The organism is Myxococcus xanthus, assembly GCF_006402735.1.
In the GTDB taxonomy this organism is placed as follows: Bacteria; Myxococcota; Myxococcia; order Myxococcales; family Myxococcaceae; genus Myxococcus; species Myxococcus xanthus_A.
Window position 1 is genome coordinate 2,360,783 of record NZ_CP017174.1, and the last position, 25,678, is coordinate 2,386,460.

At 68.5% G+C, this 25,678-nt stretch carries 22 protein-coding genes and 1 other RNA gene; 10 read left to right on the forward strand and 13 right to left on the reverse strand.

Features of this window, described 5'->3' with window-relative positions; genetic code table 11:
* The first annotated feature begins 48 nt into the window (after nucleotides 1-48).
* From BHS09_RS10070 to purB, 3 genes are read left to right on the forward strand one after another with little or no spacing between them, the layout of a single operon-like run.
* On the forward strand, nucleotides 49-2,583 hold the full coding sequence (locus BHS09_RS10070) for a bifunctional serine/threonine-protein kinase/formylglycine-generating enzyme family protein (protein ID WP_140797765.1): 2,535 nt from the start codon (nucleotides 49-51) through the stop codon (nucleotides 2,581-2,583).
* Nucleotides 2,580-3,524, forward strand: a complete 945-nt coding sequence (locus BHS09_RS10075; RefSeq protein ID WP_174259233.1) for an ABC transporter substrate-binding protein — start codon at nucleotides 2,580-2,582, stop codon at nucleotides 3,522-3,524. The genes BHS09_RS10070 and BHS09_RS10075 overlap by 4 nt, the downstream gene beginning before the upstream one ends.
* Entirely contained in the window at nucleotides 3,521-4,834 is a 1,314-nt protein-coding gene (gene purB / locus BHS09_RS10080) for an adenylosuccinate lyase (protein WP_140789256.1), read from the forward strand. Before BHS09_RS10075 ends, purB begins: the two co-directional genes overlap by 4 nt.
* A 27-nt stretch (nucleotides 4,835-4,861) precedes the next feature.
* Here the strand turns inward: purB and BHS09_RS10085 are convergent, their stop codons facing one another.
* Nucleotides 4,862-5,821 carry a phosphoribosylaminoimidazolesuccinocarboxamide synthase gene (locus BHS09_RS10085; RefSeq protein ID WP_140789258.1) on the reverse strand — a complete coding sequence of 320 codons (960 nt, stop codon included), beginning with the start codon at nucleotides 5,819-5,821 and terminating at the stop codon, nucleotides 4,862-4,864.
* A gap of 69 nt (nucleotides 5,822-5,890) precedes the next feature.
* Nucleotides 5,891-6,478, reverse strand: a complete 588-nt coding sequence (locus tag BHS09_RS10090; protein WP_174259234.1) for a hypothetical protein — start codon at nucleotides 6,476-6,478, stop codon at nucleotides 5,891-5,893.
* Between the two features lie 51 nt (nucleotides 6,479-6,529).
* Between BHS09_RS10090 and BHS09_RS10095 the strand changes: the two genes are divergently transcribed.
* Nucleotides 6,530-7,261, forward strand: a complete 732-nt coding sequence (locus BHS09_RS10095) for an RNA methyltransferase (RefSeq protein ID WP_140789262.1) — start codon at nucleotides 6,530-6,532, stop codon at nucleotides 7,259-7,261.
* Between the two features lie 37 nt (nucleotides 7,262-7,298).
* Here BHS09_RS10095 and BHS09_RS10100 read toward each other — a convergent pair whose 3' ends face one another.
* The 3 genes from BHS09_RS10100 to BHS09_RS10110 form a co-directional block, all read right to left on the reverse strand.
* Entirely contained in the window at nucleotides 7,299-7,565 is a 267-nt protein-coding gene (locus BHS09_RS10100; RefSeq protein WP_140789263.1) for a vegetative protein, read from the reverse strand.
* Nucleotides 7,566-7,719: 154 nt separating this feature from the next.
* Nucleotides 7,720-8,979, reverse strand: a complete 1,260-nt coding sequence (locus BHS09_RS10105; RefSeq protein ID WP_140789265.1) for a S1C family serine protease — start codon at nucleotides 8,977-8,979, stop codon at nucleotides 7,720-7,722.
* 82 nt (nucleotides 8,980-9,061) lie between these two features.
* Nucleotides 9,062-9,349, reverse strand: a complete 288-nt coding sequence (locus tag BHS09_RS10110; RefSeq protein WP_140789266.1) for a hypothetical protein — start codon at nucleotides 9,347-9,349, stop codon at nucleotides 9,062-9,064.
* A 95-nt stretch (nucleotides 9,350-9,444) separates the two neighbouring features.
* Between BHS09_RS10110 and BHS09_RS10115 the strand changes: the two genes are divergently transcribed.
* From BHS09_RS10115 to BHS09_RS10125, 3 genes are read left to right on the forward strand one after another with little or no spacing between them, the layout of a single operon-like run.
* On the forward strand, nucleotides 9,445-10,521 hold the full coding sequence (locus BHS09_RS10115; protein WP_140789268.1) for a CFI-box-CTERM domain-containing protein: 1,077 nt from the start codon (nucleotides 9,445-9,447) through the stop codon (nucleotides 10,519-10,521).
* The gene (locus tag BHS09_RS10120) at nucleotides 10,518-11,096 is read left to right on the forward strand and encodes a TlpA family protein disulfide reductase (protein ID WP_140789270.1); all 579 of its coding nucleotides are present in this window, start codon (nucleotides 10,518-10,520) and stop codon (nucleotides 11,094-11,096) included. The genes BHS09_RS10115 and BHS09_RS10120 overlap by 4 nt, the downstream gene beginning before the upstream one ends.
* 31 nt (nucleotides 11,097-11,127) lie before the next feature.
* Nucleotides 11,128-11,997, forward strand: a complete 870-nt coding sequence (locus BHS09_RS10125) for a tetratricopeptide repeat protein (RefSeq protein ID WP_140789271.1) — start codon at nucleotides 11,128-11,130, stop codon at nucleotides 11,995-11,997.
* 44 nt (nucleotides 11,998-12,041) lie between these two features.
* Here BHS09_RS10125 and BHS09_RS10130 read toward each other — a convergent pair whose 3' ends face one another.
* The 3 genes from BHS09_RS10130 to BHS09_RS10140 form a co-directional block, all read right to left on the reverse strand.
* Nucleotides 12,042-13,961 (reverse strand): OmpA family protein, encoded by a 1,920-nt coding sequence (locus tag BHS09_RS10130; RefSeq protein ID WP_140789272.1) that lies wholly within the window; start codon nucleotides 13,959-13,961, stop codon nucleotides 12,042-12,044.
* A 79-nt stretch (nucleotides 13,962-14,040) separates the two neighbouring features.
* Nucleotides 14,041-15,654 carry a M16 family metallopeptidase gene (locus BHS09_RS10135; protein ID WP_140789274.1) on the reverse strand — a complete coding sequence of 538 codons (1,614 nt, stop codon included), beginning with the start codon at nucleotides 15,652-15,654 and terminating at the stop codon, nucleotides 14,041-14,043.
* Nucleotides 15,654-17,015, reverse strand: coding sequence for a M16 family metallopeptidase (locus BHS09_RS10140; RefSeq protein WP_140797766.1), 1,362 nt, complete (start codon nucleotides 17,013-17,015; stop codon nucleotides 15,654-15,656). The genes BHS09_RS10135 and BHS09_RS10140 overlap by 1 nt, the downstream gene beginning before the upstream one ends.
* Nucleotides 17,016-17,234: 219 nt before the next feature.
* Between BHS09_RS10140 and ssrA the strand changes: the two genes are divergently transcribed.
* Nucleotides 17,235-17,600: a transfer-messenger RNA gene (gene ssrA / locus BHS09_RS10145) on the forward strand.
* 65 nt (nucleotides 17,601-17,665) lie between these two features.
* Here ssrA and BHS09_RS10150 read toward each other — a convergent pair.
* The 5 genes from BHS09_RS10150 to BHS09_RS10170 form a co-directional block, all read right to left on the reverse strand.
* Nucleotides 17,666-18,880, reverse strand: a complete 1,215-nt coding sequence (locus BHS09_RS10150) for a tyrosine-type recombinase/integrase (RefSeq protein WP_140797767.1) — start codon at nucleotides 18,878-18,880, stop codon at nucleotides 17,666-17,668.
* A complete protein-coding gene (locus BHS09_RS10155; protein WP_140797768.1) occupies nucleotides 18,877-19,128 on the reverse strand; it encodes a helix-turn-helix domain-containing protein in 252 nt (83 codons plus the stop codon). Before BHS09_RS10155 ends, BHS09_RS10150 begins: the two co-directional genes overlap by 4 nt.
* Nucleotides 19,125-20,660 (reverse strand): DUF5906 domain-containing protein, encoded by a 1,536-nt coding sequence (locus BHS09_RS10160; protein WP_140797769.1) that lies wholly within the window; start codon nucleotides 20,658-20,660, stop codon nucleotides 19,125-19,127. The genes BHS09_RS10155 and BHS09_RS10160 overlap by 4 nt, the downstream gene beginning before the upstream one ends.
* The gene (locus BHS09_RS10165; RefSeq protein WP_140797770.1) at nucleotides 20,657-21,772 is read right to left on the reverse strand and encodes a hypothetical protein; all 1,116 of its coding nucleotides are present in this window, start codon (nucleotides 21,770-21,772) and stop codon (nucleotides 20,657-20,659) included. Before BHS09_RS10165 ends, BHS09_RS10160 begins: the two co-directional genes overlap by 4 nt.
* Before the next feature lie 260 nt (nucleotides 21,773-22,032).
* The gene (locus tag BHS09_RS10170; RefSeq protein WP_002636263.1) at nucleotides 22,033-22,269 is read right to left on the reverse strand and encodes a helix-turn-helix domain-containing protein; all 237 of its coding nucleotides are present in this window, start codon (nucleotides 22,267-22,269) and stop codon (nucleotides 22,033-22,035) included.
* Nucleotides 22,270-22,742: 473 nt separating this feature from the next.
* Between BHS09_RS10170 and BHS09_RS10175 the strand changes: the two genes are divergently transcribed.
* Together BHS09_RS10175 and BHS09_RS10180 are read left to right on the forward strand one after the other, a co-directional pair.
* Nucleotides 22,743-23,663 carry a DUF2381 family protein gene (locus BHS09_RS10175; RefSeq protein ID WP_161605141.1) on the forward strand — a complete coding sequence of 307 codons (921 nt, stop codon included), beginning with the start codon at nucleotides 22,743-22,745 and terminating at the stop codon, nucleotides 23,661-23,663.
* Nucleotides 23,664-23,674: 11 nt separating this feature from the next.
* The gene (locus BHS09_RS10180) at nucleotides 23,675-25,516 is read left to right on the forward strand and encodes a serine/threonine protein kinase (RefSeq protein ID WP_237080278.1); all 1,842 of its coding nucleotides are present in this window, start codon (nucleotides 23,675-23,677) and stop codon (nucleotides 25,514-25,516) included.
* The last annotated feature ends 162 nt before the right edge of the window (nucleotides 25,517-25,678 follow it).

Sequence of the window (25,678 nt, forward strand, 5' to 3'; positions counted from 1 at the left end):
GCCTTCCCCCGAGGTGGCCCCCCGACTGCCTCCTGGAGTACGCCAGCTTTGCTCTGCTACCGCTGCGGCAGCCTCGTTCCTGCCTCCCAAGACACCTGTCCCACCTGTGGGCTGAAGCACGATGCCTCGGCGCGTCCTCCCGCCGGGGCGGCTCGCCGGCGCGGCGCGGACGGCGCACCCTACAAGCCAGGGGACGTCGTCGCCGGCCGCTACGCCATCCAGGAAGTGGTGGGCTCCGGGCCCATGGGCTTCGTCTTCCGAGCCCAGGACGAGGAGATTGACGTCGAAGTGGCGCTCAAGGCCGTGCACCCGCGCCTGGTGCAGCAGCCCGAGGAGCGCATGCAGTTCGCGCTGTCCATGCGCGTGGCCAAGAAGCTCAACCATCCGAACCTCCTGCGCGTGTACGAGGAGGGCGTGGATGGGGACCGGCCCTTCATCACCATGCAGCTGCTGGAGGGCATGACGCTGCGCCGGATGATGGAGCAGCGCACCGCGCGGGGGCAGCTCTTCTCGCTGAAGGAAGTGGAGCCGCTGCTGTCGCAGATGGCGGCCGCCCTGGATGCGGCGCATCGCTTCGGACCGCACTCCGACCTCAAGCCGGAGAACGTCATCGTCCTGCCGGACCTGCTCAAGGTGACGGACTACGGCCTGGGGCTGGCCGTGCCACACCTGCCCTTCGTGCAGGCCCAGAAGGGGCAACGCGCGGACGTCTACATCGCGCCGGAGTACGTGGGCGGGGGCGAGCTGGACACGCGCATGGACGTGTACTCGCTCGCGGCCATCGTGGGGGAGATGCTCACCGGGCTCGTGCCCGAGGACGGCGTCATTCCTGGCCTGACGATGCACCACTCGGACCTGCCGACCTCCATCGAGGCGCTGTACCGGCGCGCGCTCAACTTCAACCCGCTGGCCCGTCCGAAGACGGCGGGTGAGTTCCTCACCGAGTTCTCCAACATCCTGGCGCGCACGCCGGCCGCGGTGGTGTCACGCGCGCGGAGCCTCCCGGCCCCTCCGGGCTCGTCGGCCGCGAACACCGCGAGGCAGGCGGCGAGGCCTCCGCCCCCGGTGCCCACGGGCATGCTCCCGGCCGTGCAGGTGGAGGACCTGCCTCCTCCTCCCGGTGTCGCCGCGCCCAAGCCGCCCGCGCCCATTCCGGACCTGCCGCCGCCGGTGGATGCCACGCAGCCACTGGATGCGGCGTCGCTGGCCGCCATCATGGGCCGAGGCAAGCCCGCGTCCGCGCCCGCGCCGCAGCACCTGACGGAACAGGCGCTGCCCTTCATCGCGCCGCCCGTCGCCGCGAAGGCCGCGCCCTCGGCTCAGGGAAGTGCTTCGCGGCCCGTGTCGTCTCCGCCCGTGTCCTCCCGCTCCGCGCCGGCGCGGAAGGATGCCGAGGACGCCAGTGAGCGTGGCGCCGCGTCCGCGCAGGAGTCCGAGGCCGCGCTGAGCCGCTCCGCCGCGCCCACGCAGGTGGATGCCCCCGCGGTGACGGATGGCCGCTCCAGCGCGATGACCCTGGACGAGGCGCCAGCGGTGCCCGCGCCCCGCCCCGCCCCGCCCACGCTGGACGCCGCGCCCGCGGTGGGCCGCTCCCGGTCGCGTGCTCGCGACGGCGCGCAGGACGAGGCGTCGTCGCGTTCGCGAGAAGGCGGCGCCGAGGACACCGGCAGCCGTGCTCGCGGCCGTGCCTCTGAGGACTCCGGTATTCGCACCCGCCGCCGGGGTTCGGAGGTGTCGGACCCGGGCGCTCGTTCCGGCGCGAAGCGGAGCGAACCGTCGGAAGTCTCCAGTTCCCGCGCCGCGCCTCGCGGAGCGGTGCTCACCAGGTCCGCCACGCGCGCGGCGAAGCCCCAGCGTTCCATGTTGAGGTTGGCGTTGCTCGTCCTCGGCTGCCTGGCGTTGGGCGCGGGCGGGGGCTTCCTGGCCATCAAGTTGCTGCAGAAGTCCGGAGGGCAGGGGAAGGTGCCTGCTGCCGGGCCCGGTGGCGCGTCAGCGCTGGCGGCGCCCGTGGGCGGATGTCCCGCGGGCATGCGGCTGGTGAGTGGCGGGGCCTTCAAGATGGGGCGGAGCGACGACGACGCACTGGCCAGCCCGGACGAGCGCCCCGTCGCGAGCATCCAGGTGTCTTCGTTCTGCGTGGATGAGTACGAATTCCCCAACCGGGCTGGCGCGATGCCGAAGGTGGCCGTGGCCTGGGAAGAGGCGCGGGGAACGTGCGAGCGCGAGGGCAAGCGGCTCTGCACGGAAGAGGAGTGGGAGAAGGCATGCAAGGGGCCCGGCAACTCGCGGTTCCCCTTCGGCGAGGAGCAGGCCGTGGGCGCGTGCAACACCGCGGCGAACCCGGGTGGCCTGGCGGCCTCCGGGCGCTTCGAGCGCTGCAAGTCGGGCTACGCGGTGATGGACCTGGCGGGCAACGCGGCGGAGTGGACGGCTACCCGCGTCGGCGGCCAGGGCTACGCGCTGAAGGGCGGCGCCTTCGAACAGCCGGACCCGGCGTCACGTTGCTCGGCGCGGAGCAACGGCGTGCCCACGGAGCGCTCGAACGCGGTGGGCTTCCGCTGCTGCGCGAGCGTGCGGCAATGAAGGGCCGCGTCGCCGCGCTCCTCGTCGCGCTGCTGCCGACGGTGGCCGTGGCGCAGCAACCAGCCCGTCCCCGCGTGGTGGCGGTGAAGTCCGCCCACCTGGCGCCGTACGCCTCCGTCATCGCCGGCTTCGCGGCGGAGGCCCGGGCCGAGGTGCAGGAGGTCATGCTGGACGAAAGCGCGGGCGCGGCCGCGCGGCTCTTCAAGAAACTGGCGGCGCAGAAGCCCGCGCTGGTGCTGGCCCTGGGGCCCCTGGCCGCCAACGCCGCGCGGCGCTCGCTGGGCGAGGACGTGCCCGTCCTCTTCGCCATGGTGCCCTACTACGAGAAGTACGGCCTGGATGGCGCCAACGTCACCGGCATCTCCCTCACCAGCGACATGGGGCCGGAGCTGGAGGCGCTGAAGGCCGTGTCGCCGAAGGTGAAGCGCGTGGGCATCCTGCATGACCCGCGGTTCTCCGCGGGGACGGTGACGCAGGCCCGCGCGGCGGCGGCCTCGAGGGGCATGTCCATCCTCCCGCTGGAATTGGAGGCGGGGGGCCGGGCGGAGAAGGCGTTGGACGGCGCGGTGGGCAAGGTGGACGCGCTGCTGATGGTGGCGGACAAGACAGTGGGCAACGCGGCGGTCGTCCAGGCGCTCATCGCCTTCGCAACGGCGCACCGGGTGCCGCTGGCCGCGTTGACGCCCAGCCAGGTGAAGGAAGGGGCCACGCTGGCGCTCTCGCCCAGTCCCACGGCCATTGGCCAGCAGGCCGGGCGGCTGGCCAACCGCATCATCCACGAGAAGGTGAATCCAGGAGCGCTGGCGGTGGTTCAGCCTGAGGGGCTGGACTTGTCTCTCAATCTCACCGCCGCCAGGAAGTTGGGTCCGTCCTCCGACGCCGTGCTGGAACTCCTCCGGCTCGCGGCGCGGCGGGACTTTGCCGTGAAGGTCTACGAGTGATTCCGCGATACAGCCGTCAGGAGATGTCCTCCCTCTGGTCCGACGAGGCCCGTTACAGCCGTTGGCGCGACGTGGAGCTCGCCGCCCTGGAGGGCATGGTGGAAGCCGGGCTGGCGCCCCGCGAGGCGCTGCAGGACTGCCTGGCTCGCGCCGGAGACTTCACGTCCCAGGACGCGGCGAAAATCGAGGAGATTGAGCGCACCACCAAGCACGACGTCATCGCCTTCCTCACCTTCATGGAGGAGCGGGTGGGGCCCAGCGCGCGCTGGCTGCACCTGGGCATGACGTCGTCGGACGTGCTGGACACGTCGCTGGCGCTCACCCTGCGCGACGCGCTGGACCTCATCCTGAAGGACGTGGACCGCGTCATGGCCGCGGTGGAGAAGCGCGCCTTCGAGCACAAGCACACGCTGCAGATGGGCCGCAGCCACGGCATCCACGCGGAGCCCATCACCTTCGGCCACAAGCTGGCCATCTGGTACGACGAGCTGCGCCGGGCCCGCACGCGCCTGGAGCACGCGCGTGAGAGCATCGCCGTGGGGAAGATTTCCGGCGCGGTGGGCACCTTCGCGCATCTGCCGCCTGCGGTGGAGGAGCACGTCTGTCGCAAGCTGGGCCTCAAGCCCGCGCCTGCCTCCAGCCAGGTGGTGCAGCGGGACAGGCACGCGGAGTTCTTCACCGCGCTGGCGCTGCTGGGCTCGAGCATCGAGAAGTTCGCCGTGGAGATTCGCCACCTCCAGCGCACCGAGGTGCGTGAGGCGGAGGAGCCCTTCACCGCGGGGCAGAAGGGCTCCAGCGCCATGCCACACAAGCGCAACCCGATTCTGTCGGAGAACCTCACCGGCCTGGCGCGCCTGCTGCGCGGCTACGCGGTGAGCGCCATGGAGGACGTGGCGCTGTGGCACGAGCGGGACATCTCCCACTCCTCCGTGGAGCGCGTCATCGGCCCGGACGCCACCATCCTCGCGGACTTCATGCTCATCCGCTTCGCGCGGCTGATGGAGGACCTGCGCGTCTACCCGGAGCAGATGAAGAAGAACCTGGACCTGCTGGGCGGCGTCGTGAACTCGCAGCGCCTCCTGTTGGAGCTGGCGCGCAAGGGCATGGACCGGCAGGCCGCGTACGTCATCGTCCAGCGCAACGCGATGAAGCTGTACGAGGAAGGACTCGACTTCCGGCAGGCCCTGCTCGCGGACGAGGACCTGCGGAAGATGATGACGCCCGAGGAGATTTCCGACTGCTTCTCCCCGGGCTACCACACGCGCCACATGGACGACGTCTTCCAGCGCGTGTTCGGCCGGAGCGCGTAGGCGCCCCGTGCCGGTGATGGAGGAGGGCTACTTCAGGTAGCCCTTCTCGCGCAGGTTGCGCTCGATGCGGGCCTTCACGTCGCCCGGCTCCAGCGTCAGCGTGGTGCCGGTGATGTGCTCGTAGGCCGCCACGTACTTCGCGGCCAGGTCCACGCGCACGTCGTCAGGGATGGGCGGCGGCGTGCCCTGGCCGGAGAAGTTCCGCTCGCGGATGAGCCACTGGCGGATGTTCTCCTTGTCCAGCATGCGCTGGTCCTCGCCCTTCGCGAAGCGCGCCTCGTACTCGTCGGCCACCCAGTAGCGGCTCGAGTCCGGGGTGTGCATCTCGTCGATGACGTAGAGCGTGTCGCCCACCTTGCCGAACTCGTACTTGGTATCCACGAGGATGAGGCCGCGTGAGCGCGCCCACTTCTGGCCCTCCGCGAAGAGGCCCAGCGCGGCCTCGGAGATGCGCGCCCAGTCACGAGGCGTGGCCAGCCCGCGCGCCAGAATCTCCTTCTCGGAGATGGGCTCGTCATGCAGGCCGTACTCCGCCTTGGTGGACGGGGTGATGATGGGGGCGGGGAAGGCCTCGTCCTTGCGCAGGCCGTCCGGGAAGGGCAGCCCGTAGGTGGTGTGCGCGCCCTTCTGGTAGTCGCGCCACAAGCTCCCGGTGAGGTAGCCGCGCACCACCACTTCCACGGCGAAGGGCTGACAGGCGCGTGCCACGGTGACGTTGGCGTCGGGCACGTCCAGCACGTGGTTGGGGACGATGTGCTTCGTGCGCTCGAACCAGAACGCGGCCAACCGGTTGAGCACCTCGCCCTTGAAGGGGATGGTGGTGAGGATGTGGTCGAACGCGGACAGACGGTCCGTCGTCACCAGGATGAGCCGGTCATCCTGGCGGTACGTTTCGCGAACCTTGCCGCGGTAGTGCTGGCCGAGCGCGGGCAGGTCCGTCTGCTGGAGGGTGAGGGGAAGCTGCGCGTGAAGTGCGGAGGTATTCACTGTCGCCTCGCGGCCCCTCTCTCGCGGGAAGGGCGAGAGGCAACGGGGCCTGACTTGAGGCGCGCGACTCTACTGGAGCGAAGCGGGCAGGGAAGAAGGACCGTACGCCGCTGCCAGGTAGAGGAAAGCTGGGTTGATGCGCAGGATTCCGTCCACGTAAGCGACCGCGTACGGCGCGCCCGACGCCCGGTCCACCTGCACCGCGCCGTTCGGCTCGATGCCCCAGTGGGCGAGCAGCGTGCGGGCCACCAGCTCGGCGGCTTCACGCTCGGAGAGGCCCTGGAGGCCCTCGCGGCGGTCATCCGGCCAACGCTCTCCGCCGGACTCGAACACCAACTCCAGTGGAGCACCCGCGTCGGGGGCCTGGAACAGGTCCATCTTCGGGTCGAAGCCTGGCGCGGCGAGCAGCTCGCCCTGACGGCTGACCGGGAAGAGGACCAGGGCCTGCGCCGCCTGCCCGGCCTCGACGACGGACTGCCGGGCCACCTCGCGGTAGAGCTCCAGCCGCGTCGACGGAGACTCGAACTCGAGGAACTCCGGCGGGTTGGTGAGGGCCTGCCGCGCGCTCATCGTTGCACGGACAGGTGCACCGACCTCACCACAGGCGGTGAGGACCGTCACGAGAGAGAGGAGCAACCCAGGGAGCCAGCGACGCATCAATCGGGAATATACCGATCTGCTTCGGGATCAACCAGCTAAACTCAGCGCATGCGGCCAGGGGAGCAGCTTACCGTTGTCCTTCATCAGACGCGTTCAACCGACAACCTCGGCGCCGTGGCCAGAATCATGGCCAACTTCGGGTACTCACGGCTGATTCTGTCCGAGCCGGTGCTGAAGTCCATCGAGGGCGCGGAGCGTCTCGCGGTCAAAAGTGACTTCGTCCTGCGAGGCATGGAGGTGGCGTCCGACCTGGGCGAAGCGCTGAAGGATTGCGTGTACGCGGTGGGCACGACTTCTCGTACCCAGCTCAAGGGACGCACCGTGCTGACGCCGGAGGAGGCCATGCAGCGGCTGGCGGAGGAGAGCGTGCGCGGACGCGTGGCGCTCGTCTTCGGCGGCGAGCAGCGGGGCATGTCCGACGAGGACCTGGCGCGGTGCACGGACGTGCTCGCGATTCCCACGTCGGCGGTGCAGCCGTCCATGAACCTGGCGCAGTCGTCAGCGGTACTGCTGTACCTCTGCCACCGTCAGGGGCTGACGCCCACGGCCGCGGTGGAGGAGGCGCCGGGCGCGAAGCTGGGCACGCTGGGGGCGCTGGCGAAGCGGATGCGGGACGTCATGCTGCGCGCGGAGTTCCTCAACCCGCAGGCGCCGCAGCATGTGCTGAACGAGCTGGAGCAGACGTTGATGCGAGCGCGGCTGACCCAGCGCGAGGCGGAGCTGTGGCTCACGGCCTTCAAGCACCTGGAGCGCGCGGTGACGCGGGGCGCCTCTACCTGAGGAAGAGGCCGCCCCGGCGCCGACGGCGAGTCGCGGTCTACGCCGCGTCCTTCTTGAAGGCCTCGCCGTGGTGCTTCTCGCACAGGCCGCCCTTGAACGTCTTCACGCGGCACTCCGGCTTGGAGCAGGTGCGGTAACGGCTGTGCGGCAGGTCGCCCTGGCGCCACTGCTTGTAGTGGAAGTAGCAGTAGTTCTTGGCGCGGTAGGGGCGCTTGCAGCCCTCCACGGTGCACGCCTTCTTGCCATTGCTCTTGGCGAAACGCGGCCAACTGGTGCGCTTCTGGGTCGTCTGGGCCTCGGCCATTGCGAAACTCTCCTGCGAAACGATGCGAAGTCGCGGCGCCACACCGAGGTGGACCCGCCGCAAGGGTACGGAAAAAGGCGCACTGTCTAGCGCCCATGACACCCGAACGCAAGGAGGCCGGGAAACCAGGGTTCTTCGCGGGCCATCCCAGACTTCAGGGTGCGGGGGCGTCTTGTCCAGAACCCCCCGTCCCAGGGCCTGCTTCCCCCGAGGGCGGAGCCGCCTGGCGGCTCTTCGAGCGAGGCACCGGCGACAGCAGGTCGTCCAGCACCGGCTGAGGGGCTCCCGCGTGCCGCCCGGGCGCGGTGCTGGCCACCGTGGGCAGGGGCGTTTCCTCGGAGGGCATCTCGTCCAGCTTGAGGGTCAGCTTCATCGGGCGCCCCAGCCGGTGGACCTGGAACTTCACGTCACGGCCCACGCCCCGGGCGGCCACCTGCCAGCGCAGTGCATGCGCCCGGCGCACGCTCCGCTGGTCCACCCTGACGATGACGTCGCCCACCTGCAGGCCCGCGCGCTCGGCCGGTCCGCCTTCGACGATGTCCGTCACCACCACCCCGCGGCCGCGCCGCAGGTTGAAGGCCTCCGCCACCTCCGGCGAGAAGTCCTGCACGCTCATGCCCAGCCACCCGCGGCGCACGCGGCCGTGGGCCTGGAGGTGCGGAATCACCGTCTTCGCGATGTCGATGGGGATGGCGAAGCCGATGCCCTGGCCCGCCACGTTGACCGCGTTGGCCACCGCCACCACGTCCCCGTGCAGGTCCAGCACCGGCCCGCCGGAGTTGCCCGGGTTGATGGAGGCGTCCATCTGCATGTAGTCGAAGTCGCCGTCGCGCCCGTTGGGCGTCACGTCCGTGCGGCCCATGTAGCTGACCACGCCCACCGTCACCGAGTGCGTCAGCCCGAACGGGTTGCCGATGACGACAATCCAGTCCGCCGAACGCACGTGCGACGCGGAGGCCAGCTTCAGCACGGGCAGCTTGCGGGGCGCGGCGATTTTCAGCAGCGCGCAGTCGGTGCGGGCGTCCTCGCCCACGACGATGGCCTCGAACTCCTCCACGTAGCCGCGCGGGTGCAGGACGGAGACGATGACCTCCACCGCGCCTTCCACCACGTGCGCGCTGGTGAGGATGTAGCCGTCCGGATGGATGATGAAGCCGGAGCCGATGCCCTTCTGCGCTTCTTCTCCAGCGGCGACGGCCTGCACGTCGGCGGCCTGCTGTGTGGTGATGGACACCACGGAGGGCATGGCCCGCCGGGCGACGTCGCTCAGCGTGGAGCGTTGCTTCTGGAGGGCGCGGTTCTGTGACTCCACCCACAACCGATTCCGCTCGCGGCCGGTGGCTTGTGCTGGCAGCACCAGCGCGCACACCAGCGCGGCGAACAGGATGACACTCTTGCCTCGCGCCCTGCCCATGGCCCCGCCTCCACCCCGACCATCCGCCTCCCGTGCAACCTAAGGAGGAGGGAAGGCCAGGGGAAGCGGGCCCGGAGGCGGACTACTTCTTCTGCGCGATGATGCGGTTCACCGCTGCACGGTCCTCGGCGCTGATGCGCTCACGAGGCGACGAATCCTTGTTTCCGGCGACGGCGTCCTTGGCGTCCTCGTACGCGTCCTCCAGCCCGTCCTTGAGCCGATCAACCGCGGACGGGTTCACCGAGCGGCTCCACGCCCGCTCCATGTGGTTCAAGGGCGTGCGGCCATCCACCTTGCCCGAAGCCAGGAAGACGCCGAGCCCCACCGCACAGCACGTCCAGATGATGAACTTCAATGCGTTCACGCTCACAGCCTCCTACCTCTTCGTACACCAAGGAGGAGGGCGTGGCCAGTTTCCGACCGCGGCGGTGTCCAATGCGCTGACAGCGCGGGGTGGGGCCTTTAATGTCCGCGCGCTTGCAACCCGAAGAACTCTTTCAGGCGGCCCGTGAGCGGGCCGCGCAGCTGGACGTAGGGCGTGGCGACGCGGCGGTGGAGCGGGTGCGCGCGGCGGCCTCGGCCCTCTTCGTCCGTATCCCCGAACCGCCGGTGTACCGCCGCGCGGAGGACCCTTCCCGCAAGGCCGCCCAGGCCCTTCTCCCCGAAGTCGAGCGGGTGTTGGCGGAGGCGCTGGCCGCGGGACGTGATGTCTCGGCGGTGGCTCCGCTGGAGAAGCTGGTGGCCGCGCTGCTGGCCCACGGCGAGGCGCTCTGCCACACGGCGGCCGGACGGCTGGAGGCCGCGGAGACGGCCTGGCGCCGGGCGCAGGAACTGGAGCGCGCCGCGCACCCGACGCGCCACCTGGTGACGTCGCCGCCGCGTCCGCCGCCGGTGTTCGACAAGGGCTCGCGTGTGTCGCGTTATGACCCGCGGCCCGCGCCCCAGGCGAGCGTGAAGCTGGTGTGCCCGAACATGGGCTGCAAGCGGGTGGGGGACTACGCGTTCCTCACCAGCCACGCCTACAACCGCTTCATCTGTCCGGTCTGCCGCACGCCCTTCCTGGCGTACTTCGGTGAGCTGCGCGGACTGGAGGTGGAGGTCGGCCGCAGCTCCAAGCGGTACTTCTTCACGGTGGACGAGGTCGGCACCACGGGCAGCACGCGCATCGAGTTCGAGGAGGCCAGCGGCCAGGAGTTCCCCTCCGCGCGGCGTGACTTGCTGGCGTTCGTCTACACGGAGGCGCGCGAGCTGAAGGCGGTGGTGAACCTCACCAACCAGCGGCTCATGTGGGTGAGCCCGGCGTCCTCGTGCTTCGTGGCCACGGTGGCGTTCGGCGAGGGCGCGCCGGAGCTCGTGGCCTTCCGCGCCTACCGCGACGACGTGCTGCGGAAGAGCGCGCCGGGCCGGGTGTTCATCCGGGGCTATTATCGGTGGGGCCCTGACGTGGCGGCGTGGGTGTCGCGGCGGCCGGTGGCCCGTGAGGGTGTGCGGTGGGTGCTGCGGCGGGTGCATGGCCGCCTGACCAGGAGTGGATTCGAGTGACGGATAGCATCGGGGCTCCGCCTCCGGCCCCGAAAAAGGCGGGCGGCGGAACGAAGTTGGTACTGGGACTGCTGGGGGCGCTCGGCGTGGGCGGCGTGGTGTACCTGGGCGTGCTGGAAGCGCAGCGGGCCCGGCTGGTGCCGGATGGGACGACCGCGCCGACCATGGAGATGGCGCGCCATGGCGGCGGGACGATGAAGCTGGAGGACCTGAAGGGCCAGGTGGTGATGCTGGACTTCTGGGCCACCTGGTGCCCGCCGTGCCGTGAGGAGATGCCGGCGCTGGTGAAGCTGGCCAAGGAGTACGAGCCGCAGGGGCTCGTCTTCGTGGCGGCCAGCCGGGATGACGGCGACAGCGCGCCCAAACTGGTGGAGGCCTTCATGCGCAACCACCTGCCGGAACTGGCGCCGTACGTGGTGTACGCGGACGACAACGTGGCGCGGGCCTTCCAGGTCAGCGCGCTGCCGACACTCTACTTCCTGGACCGCGACGGCAAGGTGACGGACGCGCAGCGCGGCGCGCTGTCGGAGGACGGCATTCGCCGCCGCATCGAGCGCGCGCTGAAGCAGCCCTGACACGTACGCCTGAAGTGGGGGGACTTTCGACATGTCCTGGTTCCTGACGCTGTCCTTGCTCGCGGCCACGCCGGAGGGCGGCGCCGCGAAGAAGGCGGAGGACGCCGAATCGCTGCGTCTGCGCGCCACGAAGCTCTACCGGGCGAAGAAGCTCGGTGAGGCCTGCCCTCTGTTCGAGCGCGCCGCGAAGCTCGCGCCGGAGCACGGCCCCACGCTGGCGGACCTGGGGCTGTGTCTCCAGAAGCAGGGCCGGCAAGAGCAGGCCCTGGCCGTCTACCTGCGCGCGCTCAAGGCGAGCGGCGCGGACGCCAAGACGCGCGCCAACGTCTACTTCAACCTCGCCGCGTTCCATGACGTGACGCCTGAAGCCCTGACGCTGGAGCACCAGCCCACGCCCCGGGGCCACTATCTGGCCATCCGCGGCGCCGGGCCGTGCGCGGACCTGCCCTCCTCGGAGCCGAGCTGCGGCACCGTGCTGCAGGCGTGCTTCAGCGAATGGACGGCGCCCGTCGAGGCCGTCTACGCGGAGACCCCGCCGATGTTCTACACGGAGACGGGCTTCAACATGCACGTCAACGGGGCCGGAGCGCGGGAGGACGCGTCCACCCCCGCGCGGCGTGGAGAGGCGGGGTACTGCCCCAACGCGCCTTCGCCGGCGGATGGGGGCTCCCCGACGGGGCGGCACTGCCTCTACTGGGCGAGCAACGAGTTGCTTGACGAGTGCCACTACAAGGAACACGTCTGCGAGGCGCAGCGGGAGCCGTGGCTGAAGAACGGAGGCAGCTGCAAGTTCGTCTACGTGAATCCTTGCGAGGGCCGCGTCGCCGTCGCGTGTAGCGGCGCCCGCTTCTCGCCCAAGCAGGTCTGGGTGGGCGAGGTGTTGGTGGCGCCCGTCCGCTGAGTGGGGCGGGCGCCTCACGGGCGCTCCGCCCCTGCTCGCGCGGGCTACTGCTTGCCGTCCTTGCCCGGGGCCGCGTTGGCCGGCGTCGTTCCCGGCGGCGGCTGCTGACCCGCCGGGACAACGGTCTCCTTCTGCTCCGTCTCCACCTCGGCGCGCACGAGCCGGAAGTCGACGCGCCGGTTCTTCGCGCGGCCCAGCGCCGTGTCGTTGGTGGCAATCGGGTTGTCGAAGCCGAAGCCCTTGGAGCTGAGGCGCTTGCGCGCGATGCCCTTGGCCACCAGGTACTCGAGCACGGACTTCGCGCGGCGGTCGGACAGGCCCATGTTGAGGGCGCGCGAGCCGCGGTTGTCGGTGTGGCCTTCGATGAGGACCGGGCCTAGCGCCGGGTTCTTCCGCAGCACCGTCGCCACCTCGTCCAGCAACGGGTACGACTGCTTCTGGATGACGGCGGAGCCCGTCTCGAAGAGCACGTTGCCCTTGATGCGGATGCGGTCGGACTCGACGACGACGTACGGCGGCGAGTCGTACGGGCAGCCGTTGTTCTCCGGCGGACCGAACTGCTCGGGGCAGTCGTCCTCGTTGTCGGGCACCTCGTCGCCGTCGGTGTCCGGGCAGCCGTCGTAGTCCTTCGGGCCGGGCTTGTCCGGGCACTTGTCGAGCTTGTCGGGGATGCCGTCGCCGTCCGCGTCGTTCTCGTCCTCCGGGCAGCCCTTGTTGGACTTGGGGCCCGGCTTGTCGACGCAGGCGTCCTCGCCGTCGACGACGCCGTCTCCGTCCGTGTCGTAGTTCGGGTCCGGGCAGCCCTTGGTGTGCTTGGGGCCCTTCTCGTTGGCGCAGCCATCCTCGCCGTCGGGGATGCCGTCACCGTCGTTGTCCGGGTCGGGGCAACCGTCGCCGTCCTGGAAGCCGTCGATGTCCTCGGGCTCGTTGGGGCAGCGGTCGCGGATGTCGGGCACGCCGTCGCCGTCCGAGTCGATGAACGTCTCGTCGTAGCGCACCGCGAACATCACCCGCAGGGCCTCGCGGCCGTAGCCGCTGGACAGGTGGATGCCGCGGCCGACGTTGAGCTCCATGCCCCAGTTGCCCCAGACCTTGGCGCGGGCGCCCACCAGCGCCTCCCACGGCGTCTTGAGCGTGTCGGCCTGGTCGAAGTTGAAGGGGCGCACCAGCGGGGTGCTCAGGTGCATCTCCGCCACGGCCTCCACGTCCGTGAAGCGGCCCATGTTGGGCAGCTCCGCGATGGCGCCGGCACCCAGCGTCAGCTCGTCATCCACGAGCAGGTTGAGGTACTGCGCATGGGGCCGTAGCCGCACGCCCACGTTGCCGAGCACGCGGATGGGCACGGGGAGGGCGGTGAATCGCTGCTCCATCGCGATGCGAGGCGCCCAGAGCACGCCGCGCTCGCCGGTGAAGCTGGAGGCGCTGCCGGTGGGCAGCCGGACCTCGGCGACGAGCGACACGCCCACTGGGAACGTCTCGCGGTCCAGCAGGTGGACGCGCGGCAGCAGGCGGATGTCGCCCAGCGTGGTGCGGCCCACGCCCGCGGCGCCCGGGAAGTTGGGAGCGTTCAGCGCGTCGCGCAGCAACTGGAAGTTGTCACCCTGGAGCAGCGTGACGGGCAGATCCACCGCCAGCTCCAAGCGCTCATGGAGCTGATAGGCGAACAGCAGGTGCGCATCGAGCCGGTAGGGCAAGAGGTCGCCCAGCTTCTCGTCGCCCAGCTTCAGGGCGAGGATGCGCCAGTTGAAGTCGAACAGGAGCGCCGCGCGGAAGCTGCCCGCGGGCAGCGCGTTGCTCGTTCCTTCCAGCGCGATACCGCTGTGCTGGGCCGCGGTGGCCTTGACGGGAACGGCGTCGAATCCGCGGGCGAACGGGTCGTGGTCGGCGTGCGCAGCCACCGAGGCCAGAAGCAGGCCCAGGACGGCGAGTCGGGTGGCTGAGCCACGCAAGCTGAAGCCTCGCATGTTTCAGGCTCATAGCACCCGACTCCGGGGGGTGGAAGGAAACGACCCACCCCCCGGTACTGCTGATTACAGCCGTGTGTTATTTCTCCATGAACTGCTGCGCGGGGATGACCTGAATGGCCTCCGGGCGCAGGGGCAGCTTGGACGAGGAGATGCTCTGGTCCTGCGTCAGCAGCTCCTCGGGCTTGGGTGACGCGTAGGTGATGGGCGATGGCGCACCGGAGCGCAGCGCCTGGGCGAGCCCCTCCGCGTCCTCGGTGACGAAGGCGAAGTTGAGGGCCTCGGGCTGCACGCGGCGGCGCAGCGCCTCCTGGACGGACTGCGGCGTCATCTTCGACATGGCCTGGCGGTACTGCTCCAGGAAGTCGGGCGTGCCGTAGAAGAGCCCGTCAATGGCGTAGCCCAGCCGGCGCTGGTCCGTCTGCTCCCACAGGCGGGTGTAGCCCTGGAGGAAGCCGCGCATCAGCTCGAATCGCTCCTGGGGGATTCCCTCCTTCACCATCTGGTCCAGGAAGAACACCGCGCCGCGCGTGGCGAACACGCCGTTGGTGGGCACCACGGGGCGAATCCACAGGGACAGGTCCTGCTGGGTGCGCGCGATGTTGGTGCGGTTGTACGTGGTGCCGGGCGACTCGATGAAGTGCTCGGCGTAGGCGTAGTCGCCGTAGTTGAGGCCGCGCTTCTCGCGCAGCTCGGTGAAGAGCACGCCAATGGACTGGCGGTGCTCGCCCAGGTTGGACATGGCGAAGGCCACCGGGAAGAAGTCCGGGTCGCCGCGGCGGATGGTGCTGACGAAGCCCATGCTGACGGCGGTGGAGAGCGTGGGCTTCTGGATGATGACGGTGCGGCCGGCCGTCGTCGGCACGGCGGGCAGCTCTACGCGCGGAGCCCCCTTCGCGGGCAGCGCGGACAGGCGCGAGCTGAGCGCCTGCGCCAGCGCGTCATCCACCGCGCCCGCCAGGCCGATGACGAGCCGGTCCTGCGTGAAGACGTGCTGGGCGTGGGCCTTCACGTCGTCCAGCGTAATCGCCTTCAACCCCTGCACGGTGCCGCCGGTGAAGTGCGCGTAGGGGTGACCCTGGTAGAGCAGGGCGTCCAGCGCGACCTTGCCCAGCGCCTCGTCATTGGCGCTGCGCAGGCCGTTCTCCACGTCGCTGATGGCGTTGGCGCGCAGGCGCTCCAGCTCGGCGGCGTCCAGGCGTGGGGCCAGGAGCACGTCGGTGAAGATGTCCTGGAAGCGCGTCAGGAAGTCCTTGTGGACGCGGCCGGAGAACGTCGTGAACTCCTTGTCCACGAAGACGTCCAGCTCCGCGGCCATGGGGTACAGGGCCTCGAGCAGTTGCGAGGCGGTGAGCTTCTGCGTGCCGCCCTCCGCCATGAGCTGCGCGGTGAGGGCGGTGAGGCCCTCCTTGCCCTTCGGGTCGTCCACGGAGCCGGTGTGGAACACGAGCCGGAACGAGACGATGGGCGAGTCCGGACGCGCCAGGACGACCTGCTCCATGGGCTTGGGCTGGCGCAGCGGCGTCGCGGGCACGGCCTCCGGGCGCGCGGGCCGCGGAGCGGGCTCGGGCGCCGCCGCCTGGGCGGGCACCGCGGGCGGCGGCGCGTTCTCGTCGGGAGGCGGCTTCGGCGTGGTGGCGCAGCCGGCGAGCCCCAGCAGGGCGGTGAGGGACATGAGCGCTCGGGTCTTCATCACTTCGTCCCTCCCTGGGCGTCCGTCTTGGGGGTGAGGCTGAGCAGGATGAGTTTGTTGGCGGTGAGGTAGCGCTTGGTGAAGTCGGAGAGCTGCGCGGGCGTCACCTTGGGCAGGCTCTGCAGGTGGCGCTGGAAGCCGTCGGGCGAGCCCGTGACGCCGGCGTACCAGCCGAGCTGGATGCCCACGTCCCGAGGCGTCTCCAGGGCCATGAGCGCGCCGTAGCGGGCGTGGTCCTGGATGGCCTTGAGCCGCGCGGCGTCCACGCGGCCAGCGGCGAGCCGGCTGACCTCCTGGAGCAGCGTCTTGCGGACGGTGTCGCGGTGGCGCTCGTCCTTGAGGGTGGCGGTGAGGGTGAAGAGGTGCGGGTCGCGGTGCTCGGAGTAGTCGCTGCCAATGGACTCCACGAGCTGCTTGTCCAGGACCAGCGTCTTGTAGGCGGGGCTGGTGGGGCCGGCCAGGTAGTCCACGAGGAGCGTCTGGATGGCGGCGTCGGCCGGGCTGGTTCCGGCGCCGGGCGTGCGCCACGCAATCACCTGCCGAGGCTGCGTGGGCTGAGGCCAGTCGATGTGGGCGGTGCGAGGCCCCTTCTGGGGCGGCTCGGCAGGGACGGAGACCTGGGCGGCCTTGCGGTCCCAGGGGCCGTAGTGCTGACGCACGAGCTCCATGACCTTGGCGTCGTCGAAGTCGCCGATGATGAAGAGCAGGGTGTTGTCGGGCGTGTACCAGCGCTCGAAGAAGGTGCGGCTGTAGTCATAGGCCTGGGGCATCGCCTGGATGTCCTTGTAGAAGCCCATGGTGGTGTGTTGGTACGTGTGGCGGGTGAAGGCCGCGGCGTTGAGCTCCTCCTCCATCTTGAGGAAGGGGGCGGCGGCGTTCTTGTGGTACTCGCCGAGCACGGCGAGCGCCTCCGTCTGGAAGGACGGCTCGCTGTACTCCAGGTTCCGGAAGCGGTCCGCCTCGATTTCGATGAGCTGGGGCAGGCCGGCGGTGGGGCCGTAGGAGTAGTAGAGGGTGATGTCGTCGGTGGTGAAGGCGTTGTCGTCGTAGCCGAAGTTCCCGAGGATGCGCTCGCGGTCGCCTTCCGGGTGCGTCTTCGTGCCCTTGAACATCATGTGCTCGAAGAAGTGGGCGAAGCCGGTGCGGCCGGGTTCCACCTCGTTGCGCGAGCCCACGCGGACCACGGTGACGTAAGCGATGATGCCGCGCGACGGGTAGGGCACGCGGACCACGGTGAGGCCGTTGGGCAGGGTGTCCGTGTGGAGGGTGTACGGGAACGCGTTCGACGCCGGGGCGGGCGCGGCGGCGGCCGGCAGGGCGGTGCCCAGCAGGAGCAGAAGGAGGGGGAGCAGTCGTCTCATTCAGGTGCCTCGTGGCCGGGGCGGAAGAAGCGGGACCCGGCGGGTAGGCGACCCTACGACGGCTGGCTCGGTGGGGGAGGGGCTTGTGCGCGGAGTGTCTACGGCCGTGCGCCCAGGTGTGCCTGAAGTCGTTCAGGAGGATTGACGCGCCCTCGTCAGCGGTTAATGTGAGGAAGACGGGGCGCGGTGAGTGGCCGCGTCACCAGCAGTGAACCTACCGGGGGCGACCTGGTTTCGACGGGGGCAATGAAGTTCGAGACGCGTGCCGAGCTTGTCAGGTAGCTCGTAAATCCAACCGGGCAAAGACACAAAAGCCAACGACAACGTTGAGCTCGCGCTGGCTGCCTAAAAACAGCTCTTAGTGCGCGGTCCCCCCGCCCTCGGCCTGTGGGGTTGGGACAGACCGTCATAATGCAGGCTGGCTGCCGAGGGGGCCTGGACCCGAGGTGGCGAGACCTTTCCAGGACCGGCTCTGAGTATCCCGTCCGTGGGAGCCTCAGGGACGTAGCAAATCGCGGACTACGCACGTAGGGTCGAAGAACGGACGGCTTTCGGACGCGGGTTCGATTCCCGCCGCCTCCACTGAGTGAAGCCCAGCAATCTCAACGGGTTGCTGGGCTTTTTCTTTGTCCTCGTAGCTTCATGTGCCCTCAGTGTGCCCCTGCGGCGTCTCTGGTCGGTTCGGCCTGGAGCTGGGGCGCTGGTTGGTCGAGCTGCTGCACGGCACTCTCCCGGGCCCCCGGCGCGAGGTGGGCGTACCGATTCGTGGTGCTGAGGTCCGCATGGCCCAGTAGCTCCTGAATGACCTTCATCGGAATGCCCCGCATGGCGAGGTGGCTGGCGTAGGTGTGCCGTAGGTCATGCCAGCCGACTTGCCCCACTTCGCGGGTGATGCCTGCCGCCCGGAGGGCTCGACGAAGGGGGGCCTTCATCTTCCCTTCGGTGAGAGGCTGTCCGTCCTCTTGGCAGAAGACATGGCGGCCTCGCAGGTGGCGGTGGGCCTTGAGCGTTTCCACCACCGAAGTCGGGACGTCCACGGTCCGTTCGCGCCCGCCCTTGGGCAAGTCCTCAACGCCCCTCCAGACGGTGCGGCGAACCTGGAGCTTGCGGCGCTGCAAGTCCAGGTCGTTCCACTGGAGCCCGATAAGCTCCCCCTCCCGCAGCCCTGTCTTGATGGCCACGAGAATCAATGGCCGCCACTCCGGTTCGGCTGCATCGATGAGCCGCTCGGCTTCCTCAAAGGTGAGGAAGTCGAAGTCGGGCTTGGGCAACTTCCCGAAGGGCTTCACGTAAGGAGCCTCCCGGATGACCTTCTGCTCGACCGCGACGGCCAGGAGCTTGCTGAGCGATGACAAGACGTTGTTGATGAACTTCTTGCTCAGTGGATTGGGCGTCACGTCCTTGCGCTTTCTGATGGCTGCCTTTGTGGGGGCTGCCTTGCGTGAGCGCGCAGCCGAGGGCTTCTTCTTCATGGCGGCTTTGAAGTCCTCGATTTGCGACGGGCCGATGGCGTCCAGAGCCATTTCTCCGAAGAACGGAATGATGTGGTCTTCCTGGTGCTGCTGTTTGGTGACGACGGTGGAGTGTTTGTCGTTGTTCTCGCTGTAGGTGAGGAAGCGCGGGACGAACTCCCCGAGGGTGAGGATTCGGTCCGGCTCGCTTTGCTTCTCCTTTCCGAAGGTTCCAGTCAGCAGTGCGTGGCGAACCTGACGCTCGTACTCTTCAGCTCCACGGCGGGTGTTGAGTGGAGACGCCTTGCGGATGCGCTCCACACGCCCGTCGGGGTGCTGGTACTTCACGTCTACCCACCACGCCTCCTGCACCTTTCCCTCCTTCGTCTTCCACTTCCGCAGCCTGACGCTCATGGCTTCTTCTCTCCGAGCGCAGGACCGCTGTTACCCGGCATCCAGTTTACCAATGCGCTTCGACGGATGCGGAGGACTCTTCCGAGCCGCACGATGCCGGGCACCTGCCCGAGTCGGATGGACTCATAGAGCGTCTTCCGATTCACGCGCAGGAGTGCTGCGGCTTCTTCCACGGTGAGGAAGTCGGGGGCCCCGGGGAGAGCCACCGCTGCGAGCACAGGGGCTTTGCGACAAGTGCTGTGGCTCATGAAGGTTTCCCCATCAATCGGTCCCGCAGGGATCGCGGCCTCGTAAAGTGGGGATGGGCATTCGAGGTTGATGGTGGGATGGAGTTCGGCGAGGGGAACGGAACGACCTTCGCGTCGTGGCTCGAAGGGGCATCGCTCCTGTTCACGTGCCATGGCGGAAGCCAGCCCCTCGCCTTGTTGTCGCGTTGCTCAACCCAGCCCGCTGCCTTCAACGCGGCCAGGAAGGTCCGTTTCTGTGGGGGGTGCTTCTGTCCGGTGGACTTGCAGAACCCCACCATGGCCACGAAGAGGGCGTCATTTGTGAGCGCTTGAGTTTTTCCGACTCGGGGCCCCATGGTCGTGGTCCAAATCGAGGCGAAGTTGGAGACGTGTGTCGCCCAATTGTAGAGCTGTCGGTCTGGCTCGGGGCTCTCGCTGAGTTCACGGAGGAATTGCTCCGTTACGGGCTCGCTGAGCTGCTGGAGTTCATCGCGGGATGCGTTCGTGTGCGGTCTGCGGACTCGCTTCATGTCCACCGCGCGGGTACTCATCTCGTAGGCGAAGGCGGCCACCTGCCGCATGAACTCTGGGGTGAAGGCGTCATCCGTGCCCGGAGCATGGAGCGACTCCAAGAAATCGCGGTGGGACAGCCCCATGTCCGGGTGGTGGTACTCGGCGGGCTTCGTCCTGTTGTGGAAGACCGTCCATCGCCGGTCGCTCTCCTCCAGTTCGATGGGCTTGGATCGGTTGGTCGCCGCGATGAGCGCGACGCGGTTGACCGCTGGAGTACGGGCAACGCCCTTGCTCTCCAGGAACACCTCGCCATCGGTGATGGTCGCCTTGAGACCGTCGCCCAGTGCCCCACCGCGCTTGTGGTTGTCGAGCAGCTCGTTGGCGAAGACCAACAGCTTCGTGGCGTAGTGGTGGTTATAGGGCTTGGCGAGGTCGTCTTCCCCAATCTGGACGCAGTTCGCGTGGCCGAGTACGTGCGCCAGGATGCGATAGAGCACGTTCTTTCCGGTGCCCGGGGGGCCCTGGAGAAGGACTGCGGTTCCTGGCTTGGAGCCTGGGTTCTGCACCTTGAACGCAATCCAGTTCAGGAGCCAATCGAGCCCGGCTTCATCCTCCGCGAGCCAGAGAAGGACGCGTCGCACGTCGGCCCAGTCCCCCGGCGCTGGGGTGAGCGTTGGTGCCTCCCACGTGTTGACCGCATACGTATCGTCCTCGCGAGGCAACAGCTCGGGGGCGTTGGGGCGGCATTCGAGCCCCATGACTCCGACGCAGAGCTGCGACACGTTGGGTCCTACGGCCAAGGGGCTGGCACCTCTCGGCCACGTGTCGCGTGGGTGGAGAAGCTGGCGCAGTATCAAGTAGTCCTCGGCGGCCTTCTGGGTGAGGAAGTCCGAGCTGAAGGAGCGGCCACCCGGTCGGCGCGACAGGTAGCGCTCCAGAGGGACGACCTTCACCAGGGGAAGGCTCGCAATCTCCGCGCGAGCCGCTTCTCGGTCGGCGTCCGTGGCGGCCTCATTTTCGGGAGGGCGGTTCGGAGTCATGAGGCGCTCCCAGTGCGGTGGTTGGAGGTGGCGGCGAGCAGGATGGTTCTTCGCCACTTGGCGTCTTTCGCCTCGCGATTGGCCTTCTGCTGAAGGTCCCACTGTTGGAGCTTGGCGCGTGCGCCGTCCAGCCCTCGAAGCGCCTCCCCCCAGACGTCGCGGGAGGGTTCCAGCTTACCGAGCGCATCGAGTGAGCGCTGGGCGATGGCGAGCAGGCTCTCCGAGCTTTCTTCCGGTGCGGCAACCCTGGCGAGCATCTCCGTCAGCCGGTTGATGCCAAGGTGGCGCTGGCCGTCGAGCATGAGCACTTCGCTTGCGTCCATCTGCGCGATGACCTGGCAGTAGTCCTTCCGTTTGAAGCGGCGCAGTCGCTTCCGAACGGCCTGGAGGTCCACGGAGGCCGCTCCGGTGACCTGCTGCATGTCGGGGAGCTCGACGTAGCGGGCAAACGGCTGGCGCAGCATGGGGCCAAACATCGCTTCCACGTCGAGCGGTTGGCCTCGGTGATGCTCGGGAGCCGGGCGCGGGGTGGGGTTCGCGGGGTTCCAGCTTGGAAGGTAGTAGAGGCGCGCCACGTCCTTGCAGGACGCATCCGCCTTCAACGCGGCCGTCGCCTGTGCCGCGAGTCCCAAGTAGTCCATGAGGCGCGGCCAGAGGCTGTCGGCCCACCGGCTTGGCGAGCCAACCGCGACGGGCTCACTGAATGGAAGGACGACGCGGTAGCGGATGGGCTTGAAGTGATGCCCGTAGGAGTGGGTCGGGTATGCGAGGAACCAGAGGCCACGCTGGCGAAGGCTCGCGAGCCACGCGTCCAACGCGGCCAGCTCCTCGCAGTCGAAGTCCACGACGGCCAGGGCGACGTGCGAGAAGTTCGCATTGCGCCTGTATGGCGTGGGTGTGGGGTCGCCGCCCTTGCCCTCGTAGAACCCATTGGCGCGAGGTGGGAGAGGCTTGGCGGGGATGACGGCGTGACCGTCCTTCTCCGTGCGAAGCGTCGGGTCCAGGGCGTCCTCGAAGAACTCCGACATGAGGCCATCGATGGACGAGAACTCCCGGACGGAGAGTTGGTCTGGCTGGAAGCGCGAGGGGGTGATGCAGAGAGTCCAAGTCATGGGGCCCGACGCTGGGGAGTTCGATGGATGCACGACGACGGCGCCGTGTTGAACAGGGAGTGGCGACACTTCGCGGGGGTGTGACGGACGCCCCGGCGCTGGGTGTTCCGTCACAGCTCCGTCATGCCCTTTTTCACTCTGTACGTGACGGAGTGACGGAGACCTCTCATTCCTAAGAGAAGAAAGAAGAAGAGGGAGTGGAAACCATCGTCCGTCAGTCACAGCGTCATGGCCTCGGTGGGGTTGGGGACAGCGCGCGCTCATTCGCCCTTCCCGACAAGGCTGTAGGCCCGAGGCACTGCGCCGCGAACGCCGGGCTGGTACTTGGAGAACTCGCGCACCACGCCAGCGGCGACGAGCACCGCGAGACTGCGCCGGATGGCCTGCTCTCCCGCTCCAAGCGCGCCGCACAGCTCCTTCACGGTACGCCCCTGGGGACCTGCGTCGGTGAGTGCTGCGACGATGCGGGGGCGGTACTGCTCAACCTGTTCAATCACGCGTTGGACTCCTCTAGCGATGTCCTGCCCCCGGTAAATGCGTGCGGTTTTTGCGGGTGGCCCACGCGACCATTTCCGGGCCATTTCTCGGCCATGACTGACTGGGGGTGGCCCCAGCTAAATGCGTGTGGATTCCGTGGGTGGCTCGGGTGACTTGCGGAAGGCCCCCCGGCTCGGATTTCCGATGGGTGGCCACTCAGGACCGTGCTCGGAGGTCATCCACGCTGAGAAAATCCCGCAGAAAATCGCCGGGCCCGCCTCCGATGAACAGTTCGGCGCTCCCACCTATGGAATGAACACATGCTGCGTGTGGACCGCGTGCTCCGGAGTTGTTTTGAGGGGTGTGACCCGGCAAATGCGCTGGATTTCTTGTGGGTTGCCGAAGTGCCCTCGCACCAGGACAAACGGAGAAGGGCTGGAAGCCGCGCGCATCCTGGTACGGTCCTGCCATGCCCCATGGAGGTCGCCCGCGCGTGTTCTCGTCACTGGCCCGGCTTGTCCTGCCCCTCGTGTTCCTGGTGGGCCTGACGGCTGCGGCACAGCCCCAGGAGCCCCTCCGCGCGCGGGAGCTGAAGCGGCGGCGGGTGGCGCTCTCGGCGGCCACGTCTGGCAAGCCTGTGGTGCTTCACGTTGCGCCGGGCTACCTCACGACCTTGGAGTTCGACTCCCCTGTGGACCGGGAGGCGGTGGTGCTCGGGGACGCTGGGGGGCAAATCGCGCTGTTCGAGGTCAATGGGCGCAGCATCGTGCTCAAGCCCGCGATGGAGCAGGGGCCCGGGCGAGGTGTGGAGCTGACTGTCCCATTCGCGGACGGCGCGGTCCCCTCCCGTGTCGCGTTCTCGCTCGTCACGCACCCTGCCGAGGTGGACGCGCAGGTGATGGTGTCGCGCCTGCCGCGAACGGCAGATGCGATTCAGGCTGAGTTGGACGAGGTGCGCGCGGCCTGTGCGGCCAAGGATGCCGAGTTGGAGGCGCTCCGTGCTCGTTCTGTGGCGAGCGGTCCGGCTGGGCTGATCCTCGCGGGGCTTCTCGACGTGTCCGGCGTCCGGGCAGGATGGAGCGAGGTGGCGAGCAACGAGGTTGGCAGTCGTCTCTTCCTCGAAGATACAACCTCCTACCGCTCAAGCACGTGGGCCGCGCTTGCTCTTCGGGTGCGCAACACCGGCTCGGAGCCCTGGACGCCTGTGGAGGCTCGGCTCTCCGTGGCTGCGAGAGGTGAACGCATCAACGTGCTCGCGGTGCGCATGAAGGAGCCTCGGATCGAACCGGGTGGGACAGCTCTCGTGGTGGTGGAGACTGGGGCGCCCAACTGGCCGGAAGGCGCGGCGCTCCGGTTGGAGCTGCGCGACAACGACGGGGGGCGGCGCCTTCTCATTCCTCGACTCCCGTTCTAGAACCGCCTTCCATGTTGATCGGGTTGAGTCCGGCACACCTGCAACCTGGGCAGACGGTGGACGGCTGGCGCGTCGTGAAGCCGCTGGGCGCGGGGAGCTTCGGCGCCGTCTACCTCGTGGAGAAAGAGGGCCACCACTTCGCGATGAAGATGGCCATGCACCGGGCCAGTAGTGGAGACGCTGAACAGGCCGACGCGCGTCTGCTGCGGGAGATGGTCTGTCTGTCCCAGGTGAGCGGCCATCCCAACGTCGTGGAAGTCCACGCCCACGGACGTTGGCAGCACCCGACCCAGGGGTGGCTCTACATCATCCTGGACTACGTGGAGGGCTACACGCTGGGGGAGTGGGTGGAGAAGACGCACCCCACGGCGCATGAAGTGGCCCGGGTGTTCGGCAAGCTTTCGGGCGCTCTCGCTCACCTGCATTCGCGTGGCGTCTTTCACCGCGACTTGAAGCTGGGGAACATCCTCGTGCGCGCCACGGATGGTGAGCCCTTCATCCTGGATTTCGGCGTGGGGGATTACACGCTGGCCCCGGAGCTGACGGACACGCCCTTGCCACCTGGCACTCGGCGCTATCGGTCCCCCGAAGCGTCGCGCTTCCTTCGTGAGCACGGTGATGAGCAGGACGCGCGTTACGAGTTCAAGGCGACCGACGACGTGTACGCGCTGGGAGTCTGCCTCTATGACGTGCTGACCAATCCCCAGCCTGTGCGCGAAACGCCCCGCGTCCTGGTGGGCGCCCAGTGGCCTCCCCCCGCGCCGCACGCACTGAATCCGCGCGTGCCCGTGTCCTTGAGCGCTGCGGCCATGCACTTCATCGAGCGCCACCCCGAGAAGCGCGCCCCTTCCGCCGAAGTCATGCGGCGCGAGTTGGACGCGCTGCTACACGAAGAAGGCGAGGCGTGGACGGCGACGTTGCATGTCCCCACGCCGCATCTTCCGCTTGCCCTGGAGGTGGCGCATAACGACGTGCCCCAGGACGAAGCGCAGCCCTCCACGCCGAAGCGGACCCCTGGGCGACGCGTGGCGGGCGCAGTGGCCATCCTGGCGCTCGTTGTGGCCTCGCTGGTGGGCTACGCGGCTCTACGCCCCACGGCCCCAACACGGCAGGCGCAGCGGCTTGTGGAGCCCCCCGCGCCGCCCCCGCCAACGGATGCTGGCGCCATTGAGCCGGTGGCTTCCTCCGTCCCTCCTACACCCCCTGTGTCGTCCCCTGGGGTAGCTTTGCCCCCTCCCGTGCCTGTCGAGAAAGAAAGCCCTCCCGTGAAGCGCGCTCCTGCCCGAATCCCTCTGCCCGCCGAGTCCACCGCCAGGAAGCCAAAGGCCCTGGCCTCCCGTCCGAGCTGGCCCCCCTCTCCGTGGGCTGGGTTCCTCAAGACGTGCGCGGGTGCGACCGCTGCCGCCGCGCTTTCCATTGGTTGCCCAGGTGCGCAGGTGCGTCCCGAGCCCGGCGCCTGCCCCTCAGAGGCACGTGAAGTCATGTTCAGGTGGGAGCAGAAAGGTGGCCTGCGCTTGAGTCCGGGAGATTCGGTGCTGCTCACGCTTGATAGGCGCCAGCCCGGCTTCCAGGGGGAAGCCGGTACTTATGCCGATGGTCCCGTGACCGGAGTGGTGTTGCGCAGCTACTTGAAAGGGCTACCGGAAGGAACCCGGCTGTCAGGCTACCTTTGGACGAGCGGAGAGTTTCTCGTGGGGCGCTACACAGAAGCAGAACTCCCCGATGGTCGCACCGTGCCCGTCTGCTTCGCGCTGGGAAGGCGGGGGTACATTGAGAAGTGGGAGGAGTCCAAACCCGGGGCTACGGTTGTGGGGAGAAGTAACCCCGCCTATCCCGTCGAGCGTTGGCCCTAGTTTCCCTCTGAGAGCGTAAAGAAACTTTGCAAATCTGGCCTATCTCGGTTCACTCGGGGTGAAGGATAATTCATCCTTTTTAGACCTGACACGTCGTTCAACTCGGAATGGGCTGGCAGTACCTTGAGTTTGCCTTTGCGAGAATCCCTCTCGCGCGGGCAC

Excerpts from the sequence above, each read along its gene's own strand:
- BHS09_RS10075 (WP_174259233.1), top strand. The coding sequence starts at position 2,580 with ATGAAGGGCCGCGTCGCCGCGCTCCTCGTCGCGCTGCTGCCGACGGTG.
- BHS09_RS10090 (WP_174259234.1), bottom strand. The coding sequence starts at position 6,478 with ATGCGTCGCTGGCTCCCTGGGTTGCTCCTCTCTCTCGTGACGGTCCTC.
- BHS09_RS10095 (WP_140789262.1), top strand. The coding sequence starts at position 6,530 with ATGCGGCCAGGGGAGCAGCTTACCGTTGTCCTTCATCAGACGCGTTCA.
- BHS09_RS10100 (WP_140789263.1), bottom strand. The coding sequence starts at position 7,565 with ATGGCCGAGGCCCAGACGACCCAGAAGCGCACCAGTTGGCCGCGTTTC.
- BHS09_RS10105 (WP_140789265.1), bottom strand. The coding sequence starts at position 8,979 with ATGGGCAGGGCGCGAGGCAAGAGTGTCATCCTGTTCGCCGCGCTGGTG.
- BHS09_RS10115 (WP_140789268.1), top strand. The coding sequence starts at position 9,445 with ATGTCCGCGCGCTTGCAACCCGAAGAACTCTTTCAGGCGGCCCGTGAG.
- BHS09_RS10125 (WP_140789271.1), top strand. The coding sequence starts at position 11,128 with ATGTCCTGGTTCCTGACGCTGTCCTTGCTCGCGGCCACGCCGGAGGGC.
- BHS09_RS10130 (WP_140789272.1), bottom strand. The coding sequence starts at position 13,961 with ATGCGAGGCTTCAGCTTGCGTGGCTCAGCCACCCGACTCGCCGTCCTG.
- BHS09_RS10135 (WP_140789274.1), bottom strand. The coding sequence starts at position 15,654 with ATGAAGACCCGAGCGCTCATGTCCCTCACCGCCCTGCTGGGGCTCGCC.
- BHS09_RS10140 (WP_140797766.1), bottom strand. The coding sequence starts at position 17,015 with ATGAGACGACTGCTCCCCCTCCTTCTGCTCCTGCTGGGCACCGCCCTG.
- BHS09_RS10150 (WP_140797767.1), bottom strand. The coding sequence starts at position 18,880 with ATGAGCGTCAGGCTGCGGAAGTGGAAGACGAAGGAGGGAAAGGTGCAG.
- BHS09_RS10155 (WP_140797768.1), bottom strand. The coding sequence starts at position 19,128 with ATGAGCCACAGCACTTGTCGCAAAGCCCCTGTGCTCGCAGCGGTGGCT.
- BHS09_RS10160 (WP_140797769.1), bottom strand. The coding sequence starts at position 20,660 with ATGACTCCGAACCGCCCTCCCGAAAATGAGGCCGCCACGGACGCCGAC.
- BHS09_RS10165 (WP_140797770.1), bottom strand. The coding sequence starts at position 21,772 with ATGACTTGGACTCTCTGCATCACCCCCTCGCGCTTCCAGCCAGACCAA.
- BHS09_RS10180 (WP_237080278.1), top strand. The coding sequence starts at position 23,675 with ATGTTGATCGGGTTGAGTCCGGCACACCTGCAACCTGGGCAGACGGTG.